Annotated in this window: 30 protein-coding genes; 21 read left to right on the forward strand and 9 right to left on the reverse strand. The window is 67.4% G+C overall.

What is annotated here, in order from left to right:
* Both KZI27_RS10605 and KZI27_RS10610 read right to left on the reverse strand, forming a co-directional pair.
* A complete protein-coding gene (locus KZI27_RS10605) occupies positions 1 to 237 on the reverse strand; it encodes a hypothetical protein (protein ID WP_222657623.1) in 237 nt (78 codons plus the stop codon).
* Positions 234 to 665 (reverse strand): hypothetical protein, encoded by a 432-nt coding sequence (locus tag KZI27_RS10610; protein WP_222657624.1) that lies wholly within the window; start codon positions 663 to 665, stop codon positions 234 to 236. Before KZI27_RS10610 ends, KZI27_RS10605 begins: the two co-directional genes overlap by 4 nt.
* Positions 666 to 709: 44 nt before the next feature.
* Here KZI27_RS10610 and KZI27_RS10615 point away from each other — a divergent pair, with 44 nt between their 5' ends.
* The 8 genes from KZI27_RS10615 (at position 710) to KZI27_RS10650 (ending at position 4,575) form a co-directional block, all read left to right on the forward strand.
* Positions 710 to 1,201 carry a hypothetical protein gene (locus KZI27_RS10615; RefSeq protein WP_222657625.1) on the forward strand — a complete coding sequence of 164 codons (492 nt, stop codon included), beginning with the start codon at positions 710 to 712 and terminating at the stop codon, positions 1,199 to 1,201.
* Positions 1,202 to 1,212: 11 nt separating this feature from the next.
* Entirely contained in the window at positions 1,213 to 1,929 is a 717-nt protein-coding gene (locus KZI27_RS10620) for a hypothetical protein (RefSeq protein ID WP_222657626.1), read from the forward strand.
* Between the two features lie 64 nt (positions 1,930 to 1,993).
* A complete protein-coding gene (locus KZI27_RS10625; RefSeq protein WP_222657627.1) occupies positions 1,994 to 2,692 on the forward strand; it encodes a hypothetical protein in 699 nt (232 codons plus the stop codon).
* 31 nt (positions 2,693 to 2,723) lie between these two features.
* Positions 2,724 to 3,137: a hypothetical protein gene (locus KZI27_RS10630; protein WP_222657628.1), complete on the forward strand. Its 414-nt coding sequence runs from the start codon at positions 2,724 to 2,726 to the stop codon at positions 3,135 to 3,137.
* The gene (locus KZI27_RS10635; protein ID WP_222657629.1) at positions 3,130 to 3,534 is read left to right on the forward strand and encodes a hypothetical protein; all 405 of its coding nucleotides are present in this window, start codon (positions 3,130 to 3,132) and stop codon (positions 3,532 to 3,534) included. The genes KZI27_RS10630 and KZI27_RS10635 overlap by 8 nt, the downstream gene beginning before the upstream one ends.
* Before the next feature lie 51 nt (positions 3,535 to 3,585).
* On the forward strand, positions 3,586 to 4,098 hold the full coding sequence (locus KZI27_RS10640) for a hypothetical protein (protein WP_222657630.1): 513 nt from the start codon (positions 3,586 to 3,588) through the stop codon (positions 4,096 to 4,098).
* A gap of 28 nt (positions 4,099 to 4,126) precedes the next feature.
* Positions 4,127 to 4,276 carry a hypothetical protein gene (locus KZI27_RS10645; protein WP_222657631.1) on the forward strand — a complete coding sequence of 50 codons (150 nt, stop codon included), beginning with the start codon at positions 4,127 to 4,129 and terminating at the stop codon, positions 4,274 to 4,276.
* Between the two features lie 80 nt (positions 4,277 to 4,356).
* Entirely contained in the window at positions 4,357 to 4,575 is a 219-nt protein-coding gene (locus KZI27_RS10650) for a DUF4190 domain-containing protein (RefSeq protein WP_222657632.1), read from the forward strand.
* Here the strand turns inward: KZI27_RS10650 and KZI27_RS10655 are convergent.
* Positions 4,572 to 4,862: a DsbA family protein gene (locus KZI27_RS10655; RefSeq protein ID WP_222657633.1), complete on the reverse strand. Its 291-nt coding sequence runs from the start codon at positions 4,860 to 4,862 to the stop codon at positions 4,572 to 4,574. The two genes, KZI27_RS10650 and KZI27_RS10655, sit on opposite strands and share 4 nt — an antisense overlap.
* A 581-nt stretch (positions 4,863 to 5,443) precedes the next feature.
* Between KZI27_RS10655 and KZI27_RS10660 the strand changes: the two genes are divergently transcribed.
* The 6 genes from KZI27_RS10660 to KZI27_RS10685 all read left to right on the forward strand — a co-directional run bounded on the left by KZI27_RS10660 (position 5,444) and on the right by KZI27_RS10685 (position 8,988).
* Positions 5,444 to 5,671 carry a hypothetical protein gene (locus tag KZI27_RS10660; protein ID WP_222657634.1) on the forward strand — a complete coding sequence of 76 codons (228 nt, stop codon included), beginning with the start codon at positions 5,444 to 5,446 and terminating at the stop codon, positions 5,669 to 5,671.
* A 63-nt stretch (positions 5,672 to 5,734) separates the two neighbouring features.
* On the forward strand, positions 5,735 to 6,391 hold the full coding sequence (locus tag KZI27_RS10665; RefSeq protein ID WP_222657635.1) for an SMI1/KNR4 family protein: 657 nt from the start codon (positions 5,735 to 5,737) through the stop codon (positions 6,389 to 6,391).
* The gene (locus tag KZI27_RS10670) at positions 6,388 to 6,924 is read left to right on the forward strand and encodes a hypothetical protein (protein WP_222657636.1); all 537 of its coding nucleotides are present in this window, start codon (positions 6,388 to 6,390) and stop codon (positions 6,922 to 6,924) included. The genes KZI27_RS10665 and KZI27_RS10670 overlap by 4 nt, the downstream gene beginning before the upstream one ends.
* Positions 6,925 to 7,199: 275 nt before the next feature.
* A complete protein-coding gene (locus KZI27_RS10675; protein WP_222657637.1) occupies positions 7,200 to 7,373 on the forward strand; it encodes a hypothetical protein in 174 nt (57 codons plus the stop codon).
* A 46-nt stretch (positions 7,374 to 7,419) separates the two neighbouring features.
* Complete coding sequence (locus KZI27_RS10680) at positions 7,420 to 8,298, forward strand: DUF1963 domain-containing protein (protein WP_222657638.1); 879 nt, start codon at positions 7,420 to 7,422, stop codon at positions 8,296 to 8,298.
* 522 nt (positions 8,299 to 8,820) lie between these two features.
* On the forward strand, positions 8,821 to 8,988 hold the full coding sequence (locus KZI27_RS10685; protein ID WP_222657639.1) for a hypothetical protein: 168 nt from the start codon (positions 8,821 to 8,823) through the stop codon (positions 8,986 to 8,988).
* A gap of 62 nt (positions 8,989 to 9,050) precedes the next feature.
* On the opposite strand, the gene KZI27_RS10690 is transcribed toward KZI27_RS10685, so the two are convergent.
* Positions 9,051 to 9,344: a hypothetical protein gene (locus KZI27_RS10690; protein ID WP_222657640.1), complete on the reverse strand. Its 294-nt coding sequence runs from the start codon at positions 9,342 to 9,344 to the stop codon at positions 9,051 to 9,053.
* 255 nt (positions 9,345 to 9,599) lie between these two features.
* On the opposite strand from KZI27_RS10690, the gene KZI27_RS20470 reads away from it, so the two are divergent.
* Positions 9,600 to 9,794, forward strand: a complete 195-nt coding sequence (locus tag KZI27_RS20470; protein ID WP_410004033.1) for a universal stress protein — start codon at positions 9,600 to 9,602, stop codon at positions 9,792 to 9,794.
* Positions 9,795 to 10,056: 262 nt separating this feature from the next.
* Here KZI27_RS20470 and KZI27_RS10695 read toward each other — a convergent pair whose 3' ends face one another.
* Positions 10,057 to 10,767, reverse strand: a complete 711-nt coding sequence (locus tag KZI27_RS10695) for a hypothetical protein (protein WP_222657641.1) — start codon at positions 10,765 to 10,767, stop codon at positions 10,057 to 10,059.
* 1,045 nt (positions 10,768 to 11,812) lie between these two features.
* On the opposite strand from KZI27_RS10695, the gene KZI27_RS10700 reads away from it, so the two are divergent.
* The gene (locus tag KZI27_RS10700) at positions 11,813 to 12,328 is read left to right on the forward strand and encodes a hypothetical protein (protein ID WP_222657642.1); all 516 of its coding nucleotides are present in this window, start codon (positions 11,813 to 11,815) and stop codon (positions 12,326 to 12,328) included.
* Between the two features lie 694 nt (positions 12,329 to 13,022).
* Here KZI27_RS10700 and KZI27_RS10705 read toward each other — a convergent pair.
* Positions 13,023 to 14,186 carry an MFS transporter gene (locus tag KZI27_RS10705; protein ID WP_222657643.1) on the reverse strand — a complete coding sequence of 388 codons (1,164 nt, stop codon included), beginning with the start codon at positions 14,184 to 14,186 and terminating at the stop codon, positions 13,023 to 13,025.
* Positions 14,187 to 15,079: 893 nt separating this feature from the next.
* On the reverse strand, positions 15,080 to 15,703 hold the full coding sequence (locus KZI27_RS10710; protein WP_222657644.1) for a TetR/AcrR family transcriptional regulator: 624 nt from the start codon (positions 15,701 to 15,703) through the stop codon (positions 15,080 to 15,082).
* Positions 15,704 to 15,768: 65 nt separating this feature from the next.
* Here KZI27_RS10710 and KZI27_RS10715 point away from each other — a divergent pair, with 65 nt between their 5' ends.
* Together KZI27_RS10715 and KZI27_RS10720 are read left to right on the forward strand one after the other, a co-directional pair.
* Positions 15,769 to 16,647, forward strand: a complete 879-nt coding sequence (locus tag KZI27_RS10715) for an NAD(P)H-binding protein (protein ID WP_222657645.1) — start codon at positions 15,769 to 15,771, stop codon at positions 16,645 to 16,647.
* A 75-nt stretch (positions 16,648 to 16,722) separates the two neighbouring features.
* Entirely contained in the window at positions 16,723 to 18,111 is a 1,389-nt protein-coding gene (locus KZI27_RS10720) for an MFS transporter (protein ID WP_261783860.1), read from the forward strand.
* A gap of 74 nt (positions 18,112 to 18,185) precedes the next feature.
* Here KZI27_RS10720 and KZI27_RS10725 read toward each other — a convergent pair whose 3' ends face one another.
* Positions 18,186 to 20,144 (reverse strand): carboxylesterase family protein, encoded by a 1,959-nt coding sequence (locus tag KZI27_RS10725; RefSeq protein WP_261783861.1) that lies wholly within the window; start codon positions 20,142 to 20,144, stop codon positions 18,186 to 18,188.
* A complete protein-coding gene (locus KZI27_RS10730; protein ID WP_222657648.1) occupies positions 20,053 to 20,598 on the reverse strand; it encodes a DMT family transporter in 546 nt (181 codons plus the stop codon). The genes KZI27_RS10725 and KZI27_RS10730 overlap by 92 nt, the downstream gene beginning before the upstream one ends.
* A gap of 554 nt (positions 20,599 to 21,152) precedes the next feature.
* Here KZI27_RS10730 and KZI27_RS10735 point away from each other — a divergent pair.
* From KZI27_RS10735 to KZI27_RS10745, 3 genes are all read left to right on the forward strand, one after another.
* Entirely contained in the window at positions 21,153 to 21,860 is a 708-nt protein-coding gene (locus tag KZI27_RS10735; RefSeq protein WP_222657649.1) for a GAF and ANTAR domain-containing protein, read from the forward strand.
* A gap of 15 nt (positions 21,861 to 21,875) precedes the next feature.
* A complete protein-coding gene (locus tag KZI27_RS10740) occupies positions 21,876 to 22,607 on the forward strand; it encodes a GAF and ANTAR domain-containing protein (RefSeq protein ID WP_222657650.1) in 732 nt (243 codons plus the stop codon).
* 639 nt (positions 22,608 to 23,246) lie between these two features.
* A complete protein-coding gene (locus KZI27_RS10745; RefSeq protein WP_222657651.1) occupies positions 23,247 to 23,765 on the forward strand; it encodes a hypothetical protein in 519 nt (172 codons plus the stop codon).
* Positions 23,766 to 23,858 lie beyond the last annotated feature (93 nt).

Genomic DNA, 23,858 nt, shown 5'->3' on the forward strand with positions numbered 1-23,858 from the left:
TCACCGACGGCGGCCTTGCACATACGCAAGGATGTCCGCCCCGAGCGCCGACGTCGTCGGCCACGTGTCGGAGATGACGTGTGCGGCGCTCTCCAACCCGTACCGCTCAGCGTCCGAGCCGCCCGCGGACGCCTGGGCTGCGTGCAACGCAGTGAGGACCGGTGCGACCATTTGCATCGGCATCGCCCGCTCCGCAACAACCCGAGCGACCAGGTTCTCGAGCTTCTCGTCGGTCATGATGCGCCACCAGCGTGCTCAGCAGCGAACGCCGCCTTCCGGGCCCGCACCCGCTCTGGATGCTCCGCCCAGAAGTCGATGGCGTCGTCACCGACAGCGAAGTACGGCGGCCATGACCTGGCGAGCTGCAGGTCCGTGGACGGCGACGACGAGTCGATGGGCGGGACGACCGCTTTCGGGTCCCGCTTCGCACGGGCGAGCGCCCGCGGCGCACCGTTGTGGATGTACACCGCCGCCAACGCGACGCACTTCGCCAGCATCATCGACGCACCCGACGAGGTCACCGGACCATGAAGGCTGAGGAAGTCGGCGACATCGCACACGCGGACGAACTCCTCCTCCGAACACGACTCCACCCACCTCGCGACGTCCCTCTCGTGGAACTGCAGCAGGTCACGGACGGTGAGGTTCCGAGTGGTGGACAGCACCGCTTCAGCGTAGGGCGTCGCCGACGGCCCGCTACGATCCGGGCATGGCGCTCACCCGGAACCCGTTGCACATCGGCGCTGGCGGGGAACTCCTCGTCCAGTACCAGCTGCTGAAACTCGGCATCGACTCAGCCCGAATGACCACCGACGCCGGTATCGACCTCGTCGTGTACGCCCCCGGCGCGCAGGAGGCGACGACCGTACAGGTGAAGACCGTCGACCGGGCGACACCATCCGGCGGCACCGGGAAGATGGCGATCGGGTGGAACTTCCCGCACAACACCCCGGCGCAACTGCTCGCCTTCGTGCTCCTCGAACGTGACACCGTCTGGCTGCTCACCCGCGCGCAAGCCCGCGCCACCGCGCAGCAGCACACCGACAAGGGCGGGCGGCGCATCTACTGGTACACGGACCTCACCATCCCGAAGCGCCCCGACGGCTCACCGCTCATCGAGACCGACGTTGACCGGTTCCTCCTGGAACGGCAGGCGCCGTTGCTGTTCCCGTCCGCGCATACCGTCGGTGCACCCCACTGAACGGAGTCACCGTGAACGCCGCCCCCGACGAGAACCCGTCGCACTCCAATGACGCCCACGTCCGTCAGCACCTGAACTCAGGCGAGTTCGACTTCGAGATGCCGCCCGGGTTCGCAGACGGCCCCGCCGCCGGGATGTCCAACGTCGTCTACTGGTGGCTGTCGATGGCGCTGCTCGTCACCCCGCAGCAGGTGCAGGACCAGCGGCTGTGGCAGATGAGCGTGCGCATCCTCGCCGACGAAACGGCCGACGGTTTCGACGAGGACCGCTGGGACATCCTGGAAGACTGGCTAGCCCGAGCGTTCAAGGACATCAGCGCCGGACTGCCCAGCACGATGGCGAACCCCGTCCGCGCAGCCGCCCGCCTGCGGACGCTGGACGCCATCGAGGCGGCCCGTCACGCCGTCATGCACTCCGCCGAGGTTGCCGCGGAATCCGCATCCGACGAGGAGCGCGGACCGTTCACGTCGCTGTACTGGGCACTCGACGGGTGGGCGCTGTTCACTAGCCAGTACGCCCGGCCCGCCGGCGACCGGCACCCGGAAGTGCTCCGGTCCGCTGCGAACGCAGCAGCGGAACTCACGCCGCTGCGACGCACCACGCCCATCAGCCACAACATCGATGGGCTGCTGACCTCCCTCGCGTTCCCGCGCAGCAACCCGAAGCGCGCCGACGGTCGTCGTTCCGCCTGCCGCGACCCGTCACCGCTCACCGACGGCATGTACTGAGCGCACGGGAACGCCACCCATCCGCGCATAGCCATCACGACCGCGCGAACGACGAGGAGCGACGATGACCGACCAGCAGACGAACACCGCTGAGCCGAAGGTGCTCTACCGCGCGGAGATGCCGCCCGGGTTCGAGAGCGGACCCGCTCCGACGATGTCCCACACCGTCTACTGGCTCCTGTCGCTGCTGCTCATCGACACACCCCGCGATCTGCAGAACCAGCCGTCGTGGCAGGAGCAGGTGAACCTCCTTGTCGAGCACACCGCCGACGACCTCGACGCTGACCGGTGGGACATCGCCGACGACTGGCTCGCCCGAGCGTTCAAGGACATCAGCGCCGGTCTCCCCGAGCACCTCGCGACGCCGCTCCGCACGGCGGCCGCCCGGCGAACCGTCGCCACTATCGAGACCGCCCGCCTCATCGTGCAGGACTCGAAGGAGTACGCCACGGAAGCCCGGAAGGGCGTCGGCGCCACCGGCGACGGGTCCGGGCCACTCCACCGGCTGATGCCCGCCCTGACCTGCTGGGTGATGTTCGCCGCCGAGTACCAGCGGCCGCTCGAGGAGCGAAGCGCCGGCGTGTTCCGACAGGTCGCCGCCGTCGCGACACTCATCACCCCGCTTCGCCAGAAGACGGAACTGACTTACGGCGTGCAGGACCTGATGGATTCCCTGCACCAGCCGAAGCGGAACCCGAAGCGCATGGACGGTCACCGGTCGGCGAAGAACCCGCAGCGTTCCGGGAGCCGCCACCCCTACTGACGTCGGTAACCTGGCCGGCAGGGGGAACACGATGACGGATCACCAGCGAACGACCGCTGCAACGAACCGAGACCGGTACCGGCTCGTCTCACGCTACGGCTTCGTCGCCGCTCCAGCGATGTTCTTCCTGCCGCTCATCTACCTGATGGTCACCGGCGAGTACCAGCCGTGGGTCGTCATCTGCATGACCGCCGCATTCGCCGTGCTCATCTCAGCGTCCTCGTTCGCAGCGATGGCGAACACGCCGCCCGGCAGCAGCCCCGGCACGCACCAACTGTGGGCGGTGCCGGTCGCCATCTTCGCGCTGCTCCCAGGGGCCGTGCTCTCGTTCGGCTTGCGCGCGATGATCACGTCCCTGCTGAGCCAGGCGCACGCCGCGTCGACGAGAGACCGAGCCTCGAACATCAGCCCGTCATCACTCAAGGAAGGACCCGACCGTGCCTGACCCCTCGACTAACGACGCCTTCCCGTCCGGCTCCTGGCCGGAAGCGGAACCTGAGCAGCGCACCATCGCCATGATGAACACGCGCCGGAAGGCCTTCCGGGTGACGGCACGGGCGGGGTTCATCGTCGCGCCGGTGATGTTCCTCCTCCCGCTGCTCATCCCACTGCTCTCCGGCGACTACTACTCCCCGGCCATCATCTGCATGACCGCGGCATGGGCTGTGCTCGTGTCCGCAACCTCGTTCCAGGCGATGGCGCACACGAAGGCGGGTGGTCACCCCTGGCTGCACCAGCTGTGGGCAGTCCCCGCCGCCATCATCGCCCTGTTCCCCGGCGGGCTCGCCGCGTTCCTGCTCTACGCAGCGGTCGTCCAAGCGGTCTACCACGCCACAAAGTAGCAACGCTTCCCGGCTCCGCCGCCAATTCACCACGGAAGGAACCCCCTCTCCATGTACGACTCTGCCGACGCTGCCGCCGACCTCCGCCACGCGGCCGCGTCCTGGTCTGGTTCCTTCGACGGCCGGGCGACGTTCACCCTCCCCGCCTCAGCCGCGCTGAACACCGTCCACCGGTGGTCGGCGACGTTCGGCATCGACTACGACGACCAGCAGCGCACCCTCACCGCCGTCGCTGCATCCGGGCACCTCGTCCATGCCCCGACGTCGCAGCGGAACCTCCTCGCCACCATCGCCGACGACTGCGACGCAGCGTCGTTCGCCGGCATCGACGGCGGAGACGTCCTCCACCTCGACGACCTCACCGCCACCGTCATCGGGGACGTCACCGCCGCAGCAGCTCTCCGCACCATCCTCGCCGATGGCATACCGACGCTGGTGCTCACCCGCCCCAACCGATGGGGCATCGGCTCGACCGACGTCGCCCTCGCGGCAGTCGTCGAAGCCGGCCTCGAACAGTGGGGCAACACCGACGTGTGGATCTACTTCGGCGGAGAAGACGAGTGACCGCCCGGCGCCTGCGGCAAGGGTCGAGTTGACCCCGGAAAGTCGCCGTACCGTCATCCTCGTCGCCTGCATCATCGCCGTGCTCGTCGGGTTGACCTTGGTGATGTCCGCCTTCGCCCTCAACATCACTAACGAGGCAGACGTCACCAGTTACCGCGGCTCCGCCGCATCAGGTTGACGCTGACAGCTGTATGGCTCAACGTTCTCCGCTGCAGCCGTAGCTCCGTCAGACTCCCAACCATCCGACGAAGGACGCCCATGACCTCCACTCCATCGAAGCCGTACTTCAGCACGTACAGCATCGTCGGCTTTGTGTTGGCGTTCCTGCTTCCCATCGCCGGTGTCATCGTCAGCATCATCGGGATCCGGGACACCCGCAAGAACAACCTCAGGGGTCACAAACTCACGCTCGCGGGACTGGTCGTCGGCATCATCAGCACGATCGGCCTCCTTGTCGTACCCCACCCCTACTTCTAGTCGGCGTCTTCGACGGAGCGGATGAAGTCGCGGCCGCCGTTCCACCGCTTCCCGTTGATGAGTGCAGTCGGGGTCCCGAAACCACCGGTGGACGGGTTGACGAGCGCCTTGTCGGCGACGGCCTTCGCCGTGTACTTCTGCACCCACCCCTTGTACGTCTCGTCGCGGATGCAGGAGTCGAGGGCGGCGCCGGATGCGCCGCCGGCGTGGACGAGCTCGAGGATGCGGCCGGTGGTGAGCCCGCGGGTGCCTTCCTCTGGCTGGTTGTCGTACATCTGCTGCTGCACGTCGAGGAACGACGAGGGGAGTGGTCAGCGACGCACGCTGCAGCGTTCGCGGCGCGGGAGGAGAACCGGGACCCGAGGTAAGACCGGTCGAGGATGGCGACCGGGTGCACAGCGAGGGTCCTCTGCTCCGACTCGACGAGGGTCTGCAGATCCGCGGACGTCGCCGTCTCGAACTGCTTACAGACCGGGCAGGACCAGTCGATGTACAGGTCCACCTTCGTCGGCTTCTCCGCCGTCGGTGCAACCGTCACGGTCGGGTTCTTCACCGTCGGAGCAACCGCGCTGTCCTCACCGTGGAACGAGATGGCGCCGGCGGGTGCGGGCGCGTTCACCGACGACACGATGAGCAGCGTCGCCCCGGCCGCTGCGAGGATGCCTGCACCGATGCTGCCCTGCAGGAACCATCGGTGCCGGCGCTTCACCTGCTCTCGGTTCGCGCGGGCGTGCTCCCGCGCCTGCTCCCGCCGCTGCTTCTTCGTCTCACCCATGCCGGGCCCTTCCACGTCCCGCGGATGCCGTGATGCGCCCGCACGGGAGGACCTATGCCGGAAGCGTCGGTGGAGGCCGATACCGTCCGTGCAATGGAACACATCATCGAGCACGCCCAGGCGCTCCGTAGCCCGCTGCGCACCGTCGCCATCGACCTGCCGGACATCCAAGCGGAGACGCGAGCCAGTCTCCGGCTCCTTGCCACCGAGGTAGCGGCACTCGGCCGCGGAGACCTCGACAGCATCATGGCCGACGCGCTGACCGCTGCCGACGGCCACGCTGACGAGGACATCGACCGGCTCATCGAACACCTCCGCTGACCGCCGCATCAACCGCTGTTCGTGAACGCTGAGCAGGCAGGTCGCCGCCGATACGGTAGGCCGATGAACTCCAACGAGACGCAGCCCGACGACGTGACCGCACGCGTGCACGAAGCGTTCCACCGCCTGACGGACAGCATCGTCGGCGACCTGATGCTCCGCCCGCCGGCTACCGAAGCGGATCTCACCGTCGCTGAAGCGCACCTCGGTCAGCAGCTTCCGGACGACGTCCGTGCGCTGTACCTCCTGCACGACGGGCAGCACCAGTACTCGGCGGCCGACCCGCGGTTCGCCGCCGGGATCTTCACCGGTCTGCCGCTGCTGCCACTGCACGACGTCCTGTTCAGCTGGGACCAGTGGGAGGGGTTCGAAGCGGAGGAGGACATGGACGACTTCGCTTCCTCCACGCCTGAGGGTTTCGTGCAGCCGAAGTACTCCACCCGTGGATGGATCCCGCTCTCTCACGACGGCGGCGGGAACCACATCGGCGTGGACCTGAACCCCGGACCGGCTGGCACAGTCGGGCAGGTCATCACCTTCGGGCGTGACGACGACGAGCACCAGGTCCTCGCCCCGTCGCTGCTGTCGTACCTCGAGCAGGTCACCGCCCTCATCACATCCGGTGCGGTCACCCCGTCGAACGACGAAGACGACCCGGACTGGACGCTGTCGGGACCGCAGTCGAAGCTGTTCCACCCGACCGGGATCACCACGACGTGAGCCGGCTCAGCGACTGGTGGAAGTGGGTGAACGCGAAGCCCCAGCAATCCGTCTGGGATTCCGGCCGTGCCACCATCCCGTACCCGGAGCTCAGCCGCCGTGACCTCGCCGCCTTCGGTGCATGTGAGACGTACCTCCTCCGCGAGATCGTCGACGCACGCTCCTGGGGCCGGGAGGTGGACGCCCGCGGGGTGCCGTTCCCGACGAACGGCTGGCTCATCATGCCCCGCCGGGTGTACTCGGCGCTCATGGACGACACGAAAGGGACGGGCCCGAAACGCGCCGTCATGGACTCCGTCGTCGCCTGGCTCGCCGACGCAGGCGCCCTCACACGGTTGTCGGAGCGGACCCGGGCTGACATCGCTGCGTCGAACGTCGCCGACCGACGCGAGACGTACGCCGGCTACACCCACGACGATGGCACCCGCGACTGGGACCACGACATGTGGCAAGTCGAACCAGACCGGATGCTCGAGGTGTACCCGCACCTCACGGACGCGAACATCGACTGGCAGCGAGCAGCCAGCAGCTGACCGCAAACCCTGGCCGTCGGCTGGGCGCACAAGAAAACTGGCGCCCCTTCCATCCGGAAGCAGACGCCAGTCGTGTTGTCGAGGACGCTATCCGACACCCCCGAGCGTCCAAGCGGTGCCGGCGCGCCTACGACTCGTCCCACGCTTCGACGAGCCATGGGCCCTCGACGCCGACACCGCCGCCATTCTCGTCACCGCGTTCAACAGCCCGGCCAGCTGACTTCGGCCGCATCTGCCGGTACCGTATGTCGGTGCAAGCCCCGGGGGAGCAAGACATGATCAGAAGCCGTGCAGCGCGGAGACGACGAGCCATCAACCGGTACGTCGCTGGCGCGCTCAGCATCGCCATCGCCGGGGTCACTACCGGCGCTCTCGTCGCCGTCAACATCGCCGTCACCGGCAGCCACGCCGCTCTCGACGGATGGGCGTTGCCGGCGCAGTCACGCTGACCCTCGTCGGCCTCATCATCGCCGCCCTCACCAGGCCTAGACGCTCGTGAGTGTCACAGCCGGAACAGAGGAAGCCGCACGGGTCCGCGCATCTGCGACGAAGAACCCCTGGAACGGCATCTACGCGATGGCCTACCTGTTCGGGGTCATCGCGTTCATCGCCATCAGCGTCTACGAGAACGCCTGGCAGTACCGCGACGTCACCGAAGCGAACCTCATCGCACTCGCATGGACGACCCCGTTCGCTGTAGCCGCGCACCTCATCCACTTCCTCACCAGCCGAGGCCGCGGCACCAGACGCCGCCGCGCGCTCGATGATGTCGTGGCTCAGGTGAACGCCGCAGCCGCTGCCGCCGGCTTCCCACGCCTGCAGCAGGGTCCGCTCCGCCGGATGTTGACCGCGAACGACAACGGACTGCAGCCGTACACCGGGCAGGGGAAGTTCCCACCCCAGCCGATGCTGACCTGGACGCTTCCAACCGACGACCCGGCTGTGCTCGTCACCGCCATTCGCGCCGGAACCCCGGAGACCGTCACCCTCGAGCTCGCCACCACATCAGCTCCCATCGAACGGCAGCAGATGCACCCAGTCAGCATCCTCGGCGCGCACCCACACACCGCCGAAGCGTCCATCACCGCATCCCGCCTCGGCGGACGTCCCGCAGCACCGGCCGACTTCACCTGGCCGACCTGCGCCGAGCACCACACCACGATGCAGTTCCTCGCACAGGTCGAAGACCACGAACGACTGCTCCTGGTCATCATGTGCAACACCGACCCCGGCTCCTGCGAAACGTGGGACCCGGACGCCGGCTGCAACGCCGTCATCGCCGTCACCGGGCGTGCGCTCCAGCTCGCGACACCGCCGACCGACGACGCCATCGCTTCGGGGGGAGCCGCTCCTCCTCGGCGTCCGCACCTTTGAGGCAGGGTCACCCACGGAGGCAGCCGCCGCGGCAACCCGAGCCGGAGTCACCGTCGCCGGGCAGTACGGCGGGGCGCCTGAGTGGATCCAAGCGGACGAGACACCCGCGGACGCGCGCACCTTCGTTGCGTCGCTCGAGGAGCAATCCTTCGGCTTCAACTTCGGCGGCGGAGCCGCGTACCTCTTCACCAACGGCGCCGGCATCACGAAGATGCTCACCCAGACGTGACAGCCCCGTCTTCCTGAGGGCCCCTCGGGTAGTGTTCGACCGGCCGAGCTGACGGATCAGGAGCGCCTATCGAGGCGCTTCCCAGATGAACGTCGCGGGGTGGGCTTGTCCCGCCCTGCGTCGTTCATCAGCGTCACCAGTCACACCAGTCAGCGTGCCACCGCGGCCGCCGCCGCATGTCTCCCGGCATGCGACGCTTCTTCCGGCTTGACCGTGCCGCCACCGACCCGGTGTTGGTCATCGCGGCCATCGCCGTGTAGCTGGTCCTCCTCGTCGGCGGCACCTTCACCGCGATGCTCGCGAACGCGAAGAACGTCAACGCGCAGAAAGACCTCGCTTTCATCGCGACCGCGGAGGAATTCATCCGCGTCGACGGCGGCCCCTACATCGGCTACGACAGCGTCTCCGACCCATCCCTCGAACGCGCGACCGTCTGCTTCACTCCATCCGCCGGTACTTAAAGCACAGCGGCAGCCTGTCCCGCCGGCTGGATCGCCGCCGCACGCTCCGCGACCGGCAAGGTCTACGTCGCAACGTCGACACATCCGCTGCCCACCGCCGACACCACCATCAGCGCAGCCACGTGCTCTGCCAGCACCGACCTCCCCGCGCTCGCAGCCGCCGCAGCAGCTATGACCGGGAACACCGGATCAGGCCCCACCACCACGAACCTGATGACGTGCAGCAGCTTCGAGACGATGGTGAGCACCCTCGACTGCGGCGTGAATGGGTACTTCGAAGGGCAGGCGTACTCCGACAGCGGGAAGGCGAAGTTCGGGACGAAGTCGCTCCGCGTCGAGCAGACCACGAACCGCACCAACGGGCGGATTCCGGCAGCGGCGCCTGGTCCAACATCTGCCGTGTGCGCTGCCCCGACGCGGCGCCGAACACTTGCTTCATCTGCCCGATGGACGCGCGGGTCTCCGCTGCTGCGAGCATCGACGTGTTCCGGGCGCCGATGAGGCCCTCCAGGTCCGATGGGTACCCCGCCAGGTCCTCGGCCACCCCAAGGTGATCCAGCGTCCGTCGACTGCGAGGCCGTCCCGAATCTGAATCGCGGGCTCGCGCGGGGCTGCGGCAGGAAGGTTCTGCTGATGCGCTCCGTCGGGGCGAAACCGCCGCCGCTCTCATCGACGCGGGACGGCGTCATCGGTCGGCCGTCGCGGGCAAAGTCCTCGGGATTGTGGCGGAGCACCTGGTGCACCACAGCCCCGTCCCGACGTGTGCGGTGCCAGATCTCATTGACGAGACCGCTGAAGACCTCTGACGCGTGAATCGCACACTAGGCCTGGTGTCCGCGCATACCTCCCTTGAACCGAACGACGGTTCGGAGGAGGAGCAGACATGGTGCAGGCAGGTTCGCTGGTCGTCGCCGTCCAGGACCACGGTGGCGTGAGCCGGTCCTTCGTTCGCAGCGGTGAGCGAGGTGTCGTCACACGAGGCGGCTGGTGGCCGCTCGAAGTGCGGTGGCAGGGACGTTCGTACAGCCAGCCGGCCTACGTCGACGAAGTGGCCTGAGGGAGACTCGGTCACTCCTCTCGCGCCGAGGCGGAGCCCAGTGCTCGTTCCCAGACTCGGCGCGTTCGACGGGCGGTCGCTGTGTCGTCGTCGAGTCCGTCGCAGAACCTACGGACCCAGCTCTCGGCGTCGAGTCTCGGCACACGGAACTCGTTGCCGACGTAGTACGCCGAGTCCGGCAGCGGCACGACGTTGATGATGTAGTAGAGCGCTCGGCGCGGCACTCCGATCTCGTCAGCGATCCACCCCAGGCCGACGGAGGAACGATCCGGCTGGCGGTGACGTGGGAACGGTCGGCGGCGGGTGATGCGGCGTTCCTCGACGAACTGGCGAGCGTCGTCGATCGGGACCTGGATCGAGTTACCGATCCGGCGGGCCGAGTCGGGAAGTGCGCCCTCGGAGCTGAGCACCCAGACACGTCGCTGTGTGATGTTCAGCTGCGCAGCGATCCACGCGAGGTCCACGGTCTCGACGTCGTCCGGGAAGGGTTCGATGCCGTAGCCGTAGAACCGGCGCTTGTCGGATCGACGTTCTTCGATGAACGGTTCGGCGCTGGTGCGGGGGATGCGCAGTTTCCCGGTCTCGTCCCGGTAGGTACCGACGGGCAGCTTGCCCTTCGACGACCACGCGTAGGCGCTCCCCATGGCGACTCCGACGGCGTCGGCGAGCTCGCGGAGGGTCATGGTCTCGGCCACGGGGACGTTCTTCGTGCTGGTGGTCATCTGGGGCTCCTGATGGTCTGGGCCGACCTGTTGACGACCTCACCGACATGTATGCGGCGAAAACATCGGGAGCGGGGAGTCGCAGCGGTCACCGCCCGGTCCGCGAACCCGGCTTGCCCGTCGACTTCATGGTCAGAAGGCAGCCGGATCCGCACTGGGTCGCCGATCGGCGGGGGATCGCCAGCTGCATCTCGTCCCTCGCCGAGCGGGGTAGGAGGTATGGATAGGAGATCTGTATGTACGAGGGGCTGGGAGGGCAGATGTACCTCTCTTCTTCTTCAGATCTCTTTCACTGTTCAAGAACTTAAGAAGAAGAAGAAAAGGGGCCCTACTTCCGCAGCAGGCTGCGGATCCGGTTGACTTGTCAGACCGCTCCACGCGTTGAGCGTCAGTCGTGATCTTCGCAAGCCAGGGGCTGGATCGACACGGGTTTCGCCGCATCGTGTAGGGCATGTCCAGCACGACCCGCCTCTCTCGGTTCACCTCAGGACTCTCGCGCTTCCCGGGAGCCGAGCTCGCAACCGAACCCATCAACCTCACGACCGCGGTTGGAGTCCCGGTGACCACGCTCATCATCAGCTGTGGCAGAGACTGCGCGGTCGCGGACGATGCGACGACCGCAGTGAAGTGGTTGTTCCCGAGGCGACCACTCGGGCAGACTTCGCCGCCCGGACTGCTGAGGCCGCTCAGGCCGCGGAGCGAGCGCACTATGAGCAGATCCGGCGGTGCGTCGCTGCCCACAGGATGTCCGCTTCGCAGCACCGGCTATACGCAGCACCGAAGGACACCCATTTCGACGGGTCGCTTCCATCGCGGTGGCTAGGAGTCCCGCCGCTGTATCTGACGGAAACGCAGCTCGGCGACCGACCGCTCCCGAGGGGTCTCACCGAGCGGGTGTGCGGAGCGCCCGATGCGTGCTTGCGGCTGCTCGCTGATGCAGGCGTCATCGAGTTCTGGTGAATCGACGTGGGTTGCCTCGCTCCGCGCATAGATGCTCCGAGAACGACGTCCGTCAAGGACGGGGTTCCGGAACGGAGATGACACGTTGACCGAGGTACACCCCGAAAAGACGATCGAGCACTGGGGTGGTGTCCTCGTCACGTTGGACGGCGCGTCGGGCACTGAATGGCGCGAGCTGCCGTGGTTCCTCCTGCGCGAGGCGCTCCGCGCTCACTCGCTCGGTCCGGGCGGGGAACTGCTCATCATCGAGTGTCGCGACACCGACGCCGAAGACGCCGCTGTACGCGGGCGAGCGCAGGTGCTCTCCCTCGGTGTCGGCTACGGCGTCATCGTTGAACTCTGGGACGACACCGGAGACGTGTCGTTGTACGAGCGCATCGCACTGCGCGACGAGCCTCGAGATGTCCTCCGACTGACGCTCTCTCCGACCTGGACCGCCGTCGTTCGCCAGGCTGAGATCCTCTCGCCGTGGCAAGCTGCCTCTGTCCTCGGGTGGATGATGCCCTGTGACGCCCCTCTGCTCGACGACTACTGGACGTCAGAGCAGGCTCTCGACTTCTGGCAGGACGTCCGCGCGGGCCGTCGCCGCCCACCGGTCTGATGCCGGACGAGATCGTCCCACTGGCAGACCTTGGCACGGTTCTTGGCACGAATCTGCACGCACAGCCGTTCATCACCGTTGATGTCGGTTCAGCTCGGAAGCCCGCACCGGCGCGGAACTCCGGCCAGATGCCAGCAACGGCGGACGAGTTCCCCGGTGATGCATTTCCCTGACACGGAAGAGGTCACTGGTTCGATCCCAGTATCGCCCACAGCAGGAGCCCCGGAAGGACCGTCAGGTCCGGCCGGGGCTCTCTTCGTCCCCTGCGATGTTCGGCCGACAACCACTGTGGCGCTCGGGCCGGTCACCTCCGGGCTGTGGTTCGATCACCGGCGAAGCCAAGGGGTGCCGGCATCCCGCTCATCGACCGCGCACGCCCGTGCGAGCCGATCTCGCGCGCTGCGAGGCTGGCTGGGTGGGTGGGTGACCATGGCGCGATCGTGTCGGCTTGGAAACTCCTTCGCGGTGATCAGTGTGCGCTCGGGCAGTGAATCCGCGCACTGTGCGCACCGTGACCGCTGGTCGGCCGACTCGAAGGTGACTACGCGCCACTTGCTGCTCCCACAGCGTGCCCCACTCCTGGTGGTGAGCGCGCAGGATGCGACGAGCTACCGAGGCGTTCCACAGCACGTACCTGCGAATCGTCGTTGCTCCTTCCCGGACCCGCGCGAACACGATCTCGGCAGCCAGGGGTTCACTGCGACTTCGTTCTGCGCTCGATGTGTCGAACAGAAAGCGCCCCTGCGATCGCGACTACCGCGGTGGCGATGATCGCTGCACCAGCGACGCCACCCGATCTCTCGACGACGAGCCCCGCGGCACTCGTCCCGAGCGCAGCGCCTCCGACAGCAGCCACGACGACGAGGCCGTACGCGCTGGCGATCAAGCGCGGCGGCACAACGACGTCGAGGGCGGTGGTCAGGATGATCGCCACTGGACTCGACAGCCACCCGACCACGAACACCATGGCGGCCAGGAGAACAACCCGGTCGCCGACGATCACCAACGTCGCGTACCCGCTGGCGGTGAGCGCCAGGGCGGTGAGGAGTCGCGCCCGCCGAATGTCCGGAACCGGTCGCGCACCATAGAGCAGCGCACCAGCCGCTTCCCCGATCGCCAGGCACGCCAAGACCGGTCCTGCCAGTCCCTGCCTCCCGGCCGCATCCGTGACTGCCGGCACGATCACCGTCAACGACCCCGTCGCCACGCTCACGAGAGCACCGATCGCGAGGATTCGAGCGAATGTCGCCACACCAGCCAGCGGAAGTGGCAAAGAGGCGGGCAGCGGAGATTCGGTCCTGCCCATCGTCACTGCCAGCAGGAATCCTGCGGCCGCGATGACCGCGGCGATGACCAAGAAGGTCAGGCGCCGAGGTGCCGAGATCACCAGCAGGCCTGCCACCGTCGGCCCCGTCGCGAGTCCCGCTTGGAACGCGACTGAGAGCAGCGCGTAGGCACCGGATCGTTCCGCAGGCTCGGAGAAGGAGCGCGGGATGGATGCGCGAAGGGCTGCAGCCAGAGCCGGGAACGACACCCCGGCCCCAGCAAGGAGGAGCGACCGCGTTGTCGACGACGGGGATGCGACCACCAAGAGCATGAAGCAGCAGCTGACACCCGCGCCGATGCTCACCACCCAGCGCGCAGGGACGCGAGACATCAACGCCCCCTGAACCGGCACGCCCACGGCATTCGCCAACCCGAATGCGCCAGCAGCGGCCGCCCGACAGGCAAGGGAATCGCCGGAAGACAAGATCAGCGACAGTGGAACCATCCCGAGAGCCACGGCCGATAGCGCAACCGCTCCGACACCGATCGTGAAAGGACGGTCAGCGAGCAGGCGTCGGTAGACGACGGTCATGGGAGCTCCACAAATGGAGCCCACCCACCCGGGAGGCACGCTCCCCACGCATCAGCGGAGTCGCCGACTGTGCAGATCGTACACACACAGAGCCAACCATGTCGACGCCGTGACATCTGATCGACTGTCGCCGGTTCCTTCGCATGCGCCGCCAGCAGCGCATGCAGGAACGCGCGTTCCCTTCTCTCCGATCAACGGAACCACCGCAGCCGATGCGATGCAATCCCACGTTCGAGACACCCGATGCCAGCCCGGTAGCCGATCCGCTACCGGAGCCGGCTGGTACAGGTCGTGAACGAGCCGCCGAGGCCGAAGGCTCGGTTACAGGTGCTGTCTCGATGGTGTGCGGAATGACCCAGACATTCCGCACGCCTTCGCCGGCCCGCTGTCGTGAGTACAGATCGTGGGGCAGCGATGCGTGCTGCTCCCGCCGTGCTCGCGGGCTCCACGATCGCAACGACGGCACGGTCGGCGCGCGGGATCTCCGGAGCCCTGTCCGACGTCACTCTGGACCGCGTCATGGACAAAGGCTCGCCTCTGGGGTGCTCACCGCGGACCTGCTCGGCGGCCTCGAGGTGTTCCACCACGAGCCCCCCGGGCGAAGCCGTCGATTCCGCGGAGACCGCGACCCGAGACCACTTCGAACGCGCATCCGCGTTCGCAGCGCTCTTCCATGCCCGGTTGCGATTCCGCGACGGTCGGGTCGAGTTCGTCGACGCCGGCCACGGCCTCACCGCTCACGCCCACACGTCCGGCGCTGCAGAGAGGATCCCCTCCTGAGACTTCCCGATCGCTCTGCAGCCTGCGGGTATGCCCGTACCGCCGCGGATTCACCGGACCAGCCCACGTCAGACCGCATCGCGGTCGACGAGCAGCTGGACCCTCGGAGGTCTTCAGGCGCCGACGTGGTTCTGGATGAAGATCTCGATCGACGCCCGGAGCGGGGCGAGTTCGACGTCGGTGGTGATGGTCGTTTGATCGGGGACCTCGTCGCGCAGTTCCTCCAGTCCGAACAGCGCGCGCGTGAACCAAGGCTGGACGGCGCTGGTCAATGCCTGATCGGCGAGCAGTGTCATCGTCGCGCCGTCCAACGCGAATCGCTCCTCGAGGAACGCGCACAAGCGTGCGTGTGCCCTGCCGAAGAACGCTTCGTAAAGTCCCGACGATGCCTCGGGGAGCCGTTCTGCCTCGGCGATGCCGAGTCGGCAGGTCCGCAAGATGGGCGCCCAGGTGAGCATCTGCGCGAATCGTCCACAGAAGAGGACTGCCGCTTCCGTAGGGTCGTCGGCGTAGCGCTCTGGGGTCTTCATCCGCCCGTCGAAGAGTTCCTGAATGCGTCCGATCACGGCGACGAAGAGTACGTCCTTCGTTTCGAAGTGTGCGTACAGGGACCGTTTCGAGGTCTGAGCCCTTTGGGCGACGAGGTCCATGGACGTGCGGTCGAACCCGAGCTCGAGGAAGACGTTCTTGGCCTCGGCGAGGATGTGCTCGCGAAGCTCGTTACCGCGGCGCGCCATGTGTTGCCTTCCGTTGAAGTAAACGGTACAGTAGAGTCTACTTAGTGAACGAGGAGTATCCACCCATGATCGTCGTAACCGCCCCAACAGGCCTCATCGGAAGTCAAGTTCTCGCCGGGCTCTTGGAAGGAGACGAGCCCGTTCGTGTGATCGTGCGCGACGCCAGCCGGCTTTCGGCCGAGCTGCGCGACAGGGTCGAGGTCATCGAGGGCTCGCACCGCGACGCCGCCGTGGTCGACAGGGCTTTTGCGGGTGCTGACTCGGTGTTCTGGCTCGTGCCAGCGGACGAACGAGCCCTGAGCGTCTACCACGCCTACGTCGGCTTCAGCATCCCCGCCGCCGACGCGATCGTCCGCCATGGCGTCAAGCGTGTGGTCACGGTCTCCGCCCTCGGACGCGGCACGCAGATCTACGCCGGCTACGCCTCCGCGTCGAACGCGATGGAGGACCTGATCGCGAGCACCGGCGTCCACCTCCGTGCACTCGTCATGCCCTCGTTCGTGGACAACCTGATCTGGCAGGTCGGCGCGATGAAGAACGCCGGCGCGTTCTTCTCCCCGATCGGCGGTGACCTCAAGCTGCCCGCCGTCGCTACCCGCGACATCGCCGCCGAGGCCACACGCCTGCTGCTGAGCCCGACCTGGACCGGCCGCGAAGACGTCCCCGTGCTTGGCCCGGAGGACCTCTCCTTCAACGACATGGCTGCGATCATCACCGATGTGTTGGGCACCCCGATCCGATTCCAGCAGGTCCCGGCACAGCAGCAGAAGGACGGCTTCCTCGGTCGCGGCTACTCCGAGGCGATGGCGGCGGGGATGGTCGACATGGCCGTCGCAAAGGACAACGGCCTCGACAACGCGGTCGCCCGCACCCGTGAGAACACCACCCCGACGACTTTCCGTGAGTGGGTCGAGGACACGCTCAAGCCCGCCTTCAGCGTCTGAACCGTCGCCGCATCCCCATCACCTCCGTCGGAGCTCCCCTCGCGATCGCGCGACGGGAGCTCCGACCCGTCCCGCATGCCTGGAGCCCTTGTGCCTGAAAGACTCTCCTCCGGATGGGTTCTCGCCCTCACCGCTGCAGCCCAGTTCGTGCTGCAGCTCGACTTCGCCATCGTCAACGTCGCCCTGCCCACCGTGCAGCGCGATCTCGGTTTCACCGAGGCGGGCCTGCAGTGGGTCGTCACCGGCTATGCGCTGACCTTCGGCGCACTGCTCCTGGTCGGCGGACGCTTCGGTGACCTCATCGGCTACCGCCGCGCCGTCATCGGCGGCCTGGCGCTCTTCGCTCTCACCTCCCTTTCCGGCGGCCTCGCGACCGGCGGTGGAGTGCTCGTCGCATCCCGGATGGTGCAGGGTGCCAGTGCGGCGCTCATCGCGCCTGCCGCGCTCGCGCTACTGGCCCATGCTCATCCTGAGCCGAGGGCGCGCATCCGAGCCATGGGCATCTTCCAGGGCAGCGTGGCGGCGGGAGCGTCCGCGGGCATCGTTCTCGGCGGGGTCCTCACTCAGTACGTCGGGTGGCGGTCGGTGCTGTTGATCAATCCGCCGCTCATCCTGGTCCTCATCGCCCTCATCCTCTGGCGTGTGCCGGCGATCCCCGGCCACAGCGGCATCCGGCTCGACCTGCCGGGCGCGCTCACAGCGACCGGTGCGACCGCCGCGCTCATCCTCGGCGTCAGCCAGGGCCAGCAGAACGGCTTCGGCAGTCCGAGCTCGTGGATCGCCCTCGTGGCGGCCGCGGTGCTCGCGGTCGCATTCGTTGCCGTCGAACGGCGCATCGCCGACCCGATGCTGCCCTTCTCGCTCCTGCGCGGTGACGGACGACCCGCTGCGCTCGTCGCCATCTTGGTGATCGGAGCGGTGCTCGCCGGCTACGTGTACTTCGTGTCGATGTACCTACAGCACGTGCTCGCGTTCTCGGCACTGCAGACCGGCCTCGCCCTCGTCCCTGCCACCCTGACCGCATTCGTGGTCTCCACCCAGGTGGCCCGCCGCGTGCTGCCACGCCTCGGATTCCGGCGGCAACTTCTGCTGGCTCTGTTGCTCGTCGGTGCGGGACAGCTGTGGCTCTCCCAGGTGACAGCGACCGGCAGCTACGTCGTCAATGTGTTGGCCGGCATCCTGCTCACCGCAGCCGGAATGGGACTCGCCCTGCCCGCCGCATCCCTCGCGCTCACCGCAGAGGCGCCCCCACATCAGCGCGGCATCGCAGGGGCGCTCTTCGCCTCCGGGCAACAGGTCGGCAGCGCGATCGGCATCGCGGTCCTGGCCACCATTGCCGCAGCCAGCACCGACACGACGGGAGACCTCGTCAGCGGGTACCGACTCTCCTTCCTCGTCGCGACCGGGCTCATCGCCCTCGCCGTCATCGCGACCGCTGTCCCTCGCACTCGGAGAACAGCCTGAGGGAGAATCCCGTGTCGTGGTGCACCCGTCCGGGGGGGGTGATCGCGGAGTGTCGAGGACGCAGCCTGACGCGGTCAGCGGCGGTCTTCCCAGATCGTTCGTCTCGTTGAATCGGGATCAGTGAGGGTGATGCCCGCAGTGTCGAAGCGGTGCGTGGTGCGCTGGGTGCTGGAATAGGGGTCCCACCCGGGGTCCCCTGTCCGGGCGAAACGGACCCAGGCACCGTGCACGTCGTCGGCGAGGTGCTGTGGAGGTGATGCTCCGACGAGCTCTTCCCAGTCCGCATGGTCGAGATTGTCGAACACGAACGGGAGCTCGACCCCATGGCAGGCGCCGAGCCGTCCGTCGAAGGCGGGAGACCGCCATGCGAACTCGTACAGGTGTGTTCGGGGATGTGCCTCTGCTGTGCGGATCGCCGGGATCCGGTACAACCAGTCCGTGAGGATTCCGCCGATGGTTGCCGCCGCGCGCTCTCCACGAAATGCTCGCCGGTACGTTCGGGTGCCTTTCCCGAGTGGCAGCTTGGTGCGGGCGGCTGCCAGCGGCACCATCCAGTTCCTCATGCGATCCGGTCCCTCGAGGACGAGAGCGATGTTGGCTTCCTCCCTGTTCCATCCGATCAGGAGATCGACGTCCGCTGCAGCGCCGGCTCGCAACGCCTCGATCGGCGAAGTCGGCAACGAGCGCCCATCAACGACGGGTTCGAACACCAGCCCGTTCACCGCGACGTCACCCCACAGCGAGCGGCGCGGACGTTTGGAGACCTCGGCGGCCAACTGCGTCTGCGCGTCCAAAAGCGCATCGAGCGGCACCTCCGCGAGTGCCTCTCGGGTTGGGCGCACATGCAGGATCTCGCTCATACGCTTCGCCACGAGTCGTGCGGATTCGCTACTGATGCTGTGGAACGTGCTCCCGGACTCGAGAATCGCCCGCCGGAAACGCCCTCGTGCTGCCGGCATCGCCAGCAGCGCACCGATGCTCATCGCCCCGGAGGACTCACCGAACACCGTGACGTTCCCGGGGTCGCCTCCGAACGCCGCGATGTTGTCGTGCACCCATTCCAGCGCGCAGATCTGGTCCAGGAGCGCGAGATTGGCCGGTCCGTCACCGAACCAGGCAAAGCCGTCCGCACCGAGCCGGTAGTTGATCGTGACGAGCACCACGCCATCTCGTGCGAAACGGGTACCGTCGTAGCCGCCGACGGCGCCCGAACCACTCGTCCACGAGCCACCGTGCACGAAGACCATCACCGGATGGCCGTCACCGATCGTGGGCGCCCAGAGGTTCAGGTTGAGGTAGTCGTCACCAGTGATGATGCGTCGGGGGAGGAGCTCGCGGAGGGGACCGGTCGCGGCAGACTGTGGGGCGGTCGGACCGTAACCGGTGGCGTCGAGCGATCCTTTCCACGGCGCCCGGCGAACCGGGCGCTGGAATCGGCGTGGACCGACGGGTGCCTCCGCGTACGGCACACCCAGCATCCGGATGACGCCGCTATCGACCACCTGACCTCGTAGGACACCTGCGGGCGCCGTGATGAGTGTGTCCTCCGGTGTGTTCTCTTGTGACAACGCCTGCACCCTTCTTCCGTTTCGGAGCATACCGACGCGACACCCCGACTCCTCGTTGCTGACCTGTCCGGAGTTCCTCGGACACCTGGTCCGGGGCGATGATCGTCCCGGAGAAGGATTCCGTGACCGCTGCGATCCCCAGGCGAGGACGAGGGTGACACCAGCGGTGCAGAGCAGGAACCCCGTCCAAGTGGCGATGGTCAGGGTCTCGGCGAAGAGAACCGCTCCGGCGACGGCGGTGGAGGGTGCGACCAGGAACAGCATTCCGTTCAGTGCCCTCACCCCGACACGTCGCAGGAGGAACCAGTAGGCGGCGTAGCCCGCGAGCGTCGGTCCGACAGCGGCGACCAGGGTAGCCAGCCAGAAGCGAACGTCATCGGGTGGCGTGAAGGACCGGGTGATCGCGCAGAGCACGACGAGCGCGACCGTCGTCGCGATGGCGTGTACCGCCAGTGTGGCGGTCACGGACACGTTCGTCGGGAACCGACGATCCAGCAATGTCGCTGCGATGAGGCAGCCCATCGCTGCAAGCGGTAACCGCACGGCGAGCGGGGAAGCTTCGATCGTACCCGACTGCGACGCCCAGCAGGGGGCCGACGAGCGTGGCGATCACGATCGGCTGGACGGCGTCAGTGAGCGCTGTCGTGCCGCTGGCAACGCCGTGGAAGACACTGGCGTAGACGAACACGCAGTACCCGAGCTGCGCGAGCAGCCCGATCGCGGACTGGCGGCGCGGGTCACGGCCGGTGATACCGCGGAAGCCGCCGCGAACGCCCACCCAGAGGCCGAGACCGAGCGCGAGGGGGAGGAATCGCCAGAACAGCAAGGTGAGGGGCGATGCGTCCGATGTGGCGAACTTCGCCACCAGGAAGCCCGACGACCACGCAGCAACGAAGAAGACGCTGGCGAGGATCGTCACGACACGGTGGATCCTGACGGACTGCACGCGTCGACTATGCCGATCGGGTAGCGGCGTTCGCCGGGGATCGCGGCGAGCCGGCGTTCCACGAGCACGGCGATCACTGCTGGATCGGTGAGGCCTGTCCGCTGTCGCCAGGCCTCGTGTGTGGTGGGGAGCTGTTCTGGTCGGGCTGGCGGCCGGTAGGTCGTCGGTTTCATCAGGTTCCTCCGACCCCCACAGCCGGGCGGGCACGGGATCAGGGTTGCGCCCGCCCGGTACTCGGTGCGGTGGGATTCGTGCGGAGTCTGCTGCGTCGTCCTCACGTCGTCACCGGTCGTCATCGGAGTGTGGTGGCTCCGGCGGCCAGGGGCTGGGGCAGCTGTTGCTCACAGTACGACCCATGCGGCACCGTCGCAGGGAAGACGATGTGTTCCGCGCGCTTGTCGCTGATGCGCGGAAGGCGCTACGGTCGGAGCAACGTTCAGTGCCCGGACCCCGCGCTGGTGGAACTCTCGGGGGTGGTGCTGTGCAGGTTCGGTTGCTGTTGCCTGCACCCCGGACGGGTGCGGCTGATGGATGGTGACGATCTCGCAGCGGCCGTCGCCGCCCTGCACGGCAGGGACACCGACGGTGACCTCTGCGTGCCGTTCCTGGACATGCTGCCGGTGACGGGAGTTGCTATCTCGACGGTGGGGAACCCGTTCGGCTCCGAGACGATCTGCGCCAGCGACGCCGCGGCCGCACGGTTGGACGAGATCCAGCTGGACCTCGGGGAAGGCCCGTGCTGGGAGGCGATCCGGACGGGATCCCCGGTACTCGTCCAGGATGTGCAGGGTGCCGCCTCGAGGCGGTGGCCGGTTGCACTGCAGGGGCTGCAAGCGGCTGGGCTCGGCGCGGTGTTCGCGTTCCCGATGCGGTTCGGCGCACTCGACATCGGTGCTGTCGACCTGTACACGGACGTACCCGGCGCGCTGCTTGCTGAGCACCAGGCCCGTGCGGTCGCGTTGACGGCAGCTGTGTCACGGCGGGTGCTCCGGCAGGCACTGGAGCGCGCGGAGTCAGATGCTGACGGTCGTCCGGTCACGGACGCCGGACGCTACTCGCGTCGGGAAGTACACCAGGCGTCTGGCATGCTCGCAGCGCAGACCGACGCCGACGTCGATGATTCGCTGCTCATCCTCCGCGGCCACGCCTACGCAGCTGGCCGCTCTGTCCGTGACCTGGCCGCTGACGTGGTCGCCCGGGTCGTGGACTTCACCGACCACGACGCAGGATCGTAGGGAAGAAGGCAGACCTTGGCACACACTCGAGAGCACCGACTCGTTGACGCGTTCGTCACCCTCACCGACACACTCGTCGCCGAGTACGACGTCGTCGAACTGTTGCAGTCCCTCGTCGACAACGCCACCGATCTGTTCGACGCGACTGCGGCCGGGATCTTGCTCGTCAACCAGTCGCAGGACCTGGAAGTGGTGGTCTCCACCAGTGAGCGCAGCGCGCTCGTCGGGTTGCTGCAGCTCGAAGCCGGGGAGGGGCCGTGTGTGGAGGCGTTCACGACGGGGTCACCGGTGTCCGTGCAGGACGCCGACGAGATGCGTCGACGGTGGCCACAGTTCGCGGCAGCGTCGCAGGAAGCCGGCTACACCTCCGTGCACTCCATCCCGCTGCGGCTGCGCGACACCGTCCTCGGATCGATGAACCTGTTCCGCGAGACACCCGGCGCACTCAACGAAGACGACGCGATCGCGGCGCGGGCACTCACCGACGTCGCAACGATCAGCATCCTGCAACAGCGCAACGTCGACCACGCCACCTTGGCGCAGGCGCAACTGCAGCAGGCATTGAACAGCCGCGTCGTCATCGAACAGGCCAAGGGGTTCGTCTCCCACACGCACCACGTCGACATGGACACAGCGTTCCAGCTGCTCCGCGGCTACGCCCGTTCGCACCAGATCCGGCTCGCCGACCTCGCGCGTTCGGTCGTGCGCCGCGAGACGGTCATCCCCACCGTCAACGAGGACGCGTGACACTGCGCGGTTCTCCAGATCACGACGCTGGTCTTGCGTGAGCGGGAACCGACCACCTACGGTTGCGTCTCAGCTGCCCCAGCCCTTGGTCGCCGGAACACCACCCCATTCCGATGACGACCGAGAGGACATCGTGACATCGCAGCGTTGTTCCCTCGACGTTCCGGTATCGGGTACCCCGAGCCACCGGTCGGGTGCCGACCCGAACGAGTACCCGACCGGTCTCACCACCCCGATCAACACGCCAATGCCGGCGCGCCTGGCGGTCGCCGTCGCGTTCATCGAAACCCACGCTGCCGAAACCCTGTCCGCTGGGACGACCCGTGGCTGAAGATCACCTTGTACAAGAGCTTCAGGGGCGACACCCATCACGATGGCTACCGCTCCAGCGCCTGGGTCGGGTCTGCTGCACGGACAGGTGACATCTGAACTGTCCGTGCATCGCGGGTAGGCCCGGAGAGATGCACTCGTGCTCAACCCCTACCCGCCGGAGTTCCGCGACGATGTCGTGCGCGTGGCTCGGAACGGCGAGCCACGAGTGACGAGTGAGCAGATCGCCACGGAGTTCGGCGTCCACCCGATGACGGTGCCGAAGTGGCTGCGCCGCACCGCCGTGGAGGACGAGGGCGCCGCGGAGCGATGCGTGTCGAGTCCGATGAAGTCCGCCAGCTGCGGCGACGGAACCGGCTCCTCAAGCAGGAAGCCGAGGTACTCCCTCGTGCGGCGGCGTACCTGTCGCAGGCGAACCTGCCGGGAAAGGCTCTCCGCGCTCGTGAGCGAGCTCGCGGCGATGATCCCGAGTTCGGGTACCGGCTCCTTGCGGACGAGGCCCGTGGCGCCGGCGAGCACGTGGCAGACCGGACGGCGTGGACGATCGTTCCGGACTACCGTTGGTGGAGCGGGTTGGGGAAGAAACGCGGCAGGAACGTCAAGAAGCCCAGCCCGGCGGTCTACGACGACTTGTGCACCGTGACCGACGAGAGCGGCTGCATCCGGCATGTGTTCACGCCCGAGGCACCGAACCATCTGTGGCCGACCGAAATCGCCGAGCACAACACCGGTGAAGGCAAGTTCTCCCTCTGCGCGATGAGGACCGGTCACGTCCTGCACTCGGACAGAGGATCGCAATCTCGGAGCCGGGGACTGCGGAGGCACTGACCCGCCACAGCATGATCGGATCGACGGACAGGGTCGCTTCCGGCGGCGACGACGACGCGATGCGGAGCCTCTTCGCCCTCGTGGCGTGACGAC

Source organism: Curtobacterium sp. TC1 (assembly GCF_019844075.1).
In the GTDB taxonomy this organism is placed as follows: domain Bacteria; phylum Actinomycetota; class Actinomycetes; order Actinomycetales; family Microbacteriaceae; genus Curtobacterium.

Coding starts and splice junctions, on each gene's coding strand:
- KZI27_RS10630 (WP_222657628.1), top strand. CDS start 2,724: ATGACGGATCACCAGCGAACGACCGCTGCAACGAACCGAGACCGGTAC.
- KZI27_RS10615 (WP_222657625.1), top strand. CDS start 710: ATGGCGCTCACCCGGAACCCGTTGCACATCGGCGCTGGCGGGGAACTC.
- KZI27_RS10735 (WP_222657649.1), top strand. CDS start 21,153: ATGGATGGTGACGATCTCGCAGCGGCCGTCGCCGCCCTGCACGGCAGG.
- KZI27_RS10605 (WP_222657623.1), bottom strand. CDS start 237: ATGACCGACGAGAAGCTCGAGAACCTGGTCGCTCGGGTTGTTGCGGAG.
- KZI27_RS10710 (WP_222657644.1), bottom strand. CDS start 15,703: ATGGCGCGCCGCGGTAACGAGCTTCGCGAGCACATCCTCGCCGAGGCC.
- KZI27_RS10665 (WP_222657635.1), top strand. CDS start 5,735: ATGAACTCCAACGAGACGCAGCCCGACGACGTGACCGCACGCGTGCAC.
- KZI27_RS10650 (WP_222657632.1), top strand. CDS start 4,357: ATGACCTCCACTCCATCGAAGCCGTACTTCAGCACGTACAGCATCGTC.
- KZI27_RS10675 (WP_222657637.1), top strand. CDS start 7,200: ATGATCAGAAGCCGTGCAGCGCGGAGACGACGAGCCATCAACCGGTAC.
- KZI27_RS10660 (WP_222657634.1), top strand. CDS start 5,444: ATGGAACACATCATCGAGCACGCCCAGGCGCTCCGTAGCCCGCTGCGC.
- KZI27_RS10705 (WP_222657643.1), bottom strand. CDS start 14,186: ATGACCGTCGTCTACCGACGCCTGCTCGCTGACCGTCCTTTCACGATC.
- KZI27_RS10640 (WP_222657630.1), top strand. CDS start 3,586: ATGTACGACTCTGCCGACGCTGCCGCCGACCTCCGCCACGCGGCCGCG.
- KZI27_RS10695 (WP_222657641.1), bottom strand. CDS start 10,767: ATGACCACCAGCACGAAGAACGTCCCCGTGGCCGAGACCATGACCCTC.
- KZI27_RS10685 (WP_222657639.1), top strand. CDS start 8,821: ATGCTCGCGAACGCGAAGAACGTCAACGCGCAGAAAGACCTCGCTTTC.
- KZI27_RS10745 (WP_222657651.1), top strand. CDS start 23,247: ATGCGTGTCGAGTCCGATGAAGTCCGCCAGCTGCGGCGACGGAACCGG.
- KZI27_RS10715 (WP_222657645.1), top strand. CDS start 15,769: ATGATCGTCGTAACCGCCCCAACAGGCCTCATCGGAAGTCAAGTTCTC.
- KZI27_RS10625 (WP_222657627.1), top strand. CDS start 1,994: ATGACCGACCAGCAGACGAACACCGCTGAGCCGAAGGTGCTCTACCGC.
- KZI27_RS10720 (WP_261783860.1), top strand. CDS start 16,723: ATGCCTGGAGCCCTTGTGCCTGAAAGACTCTCCTCCGGATGGGTTCTC.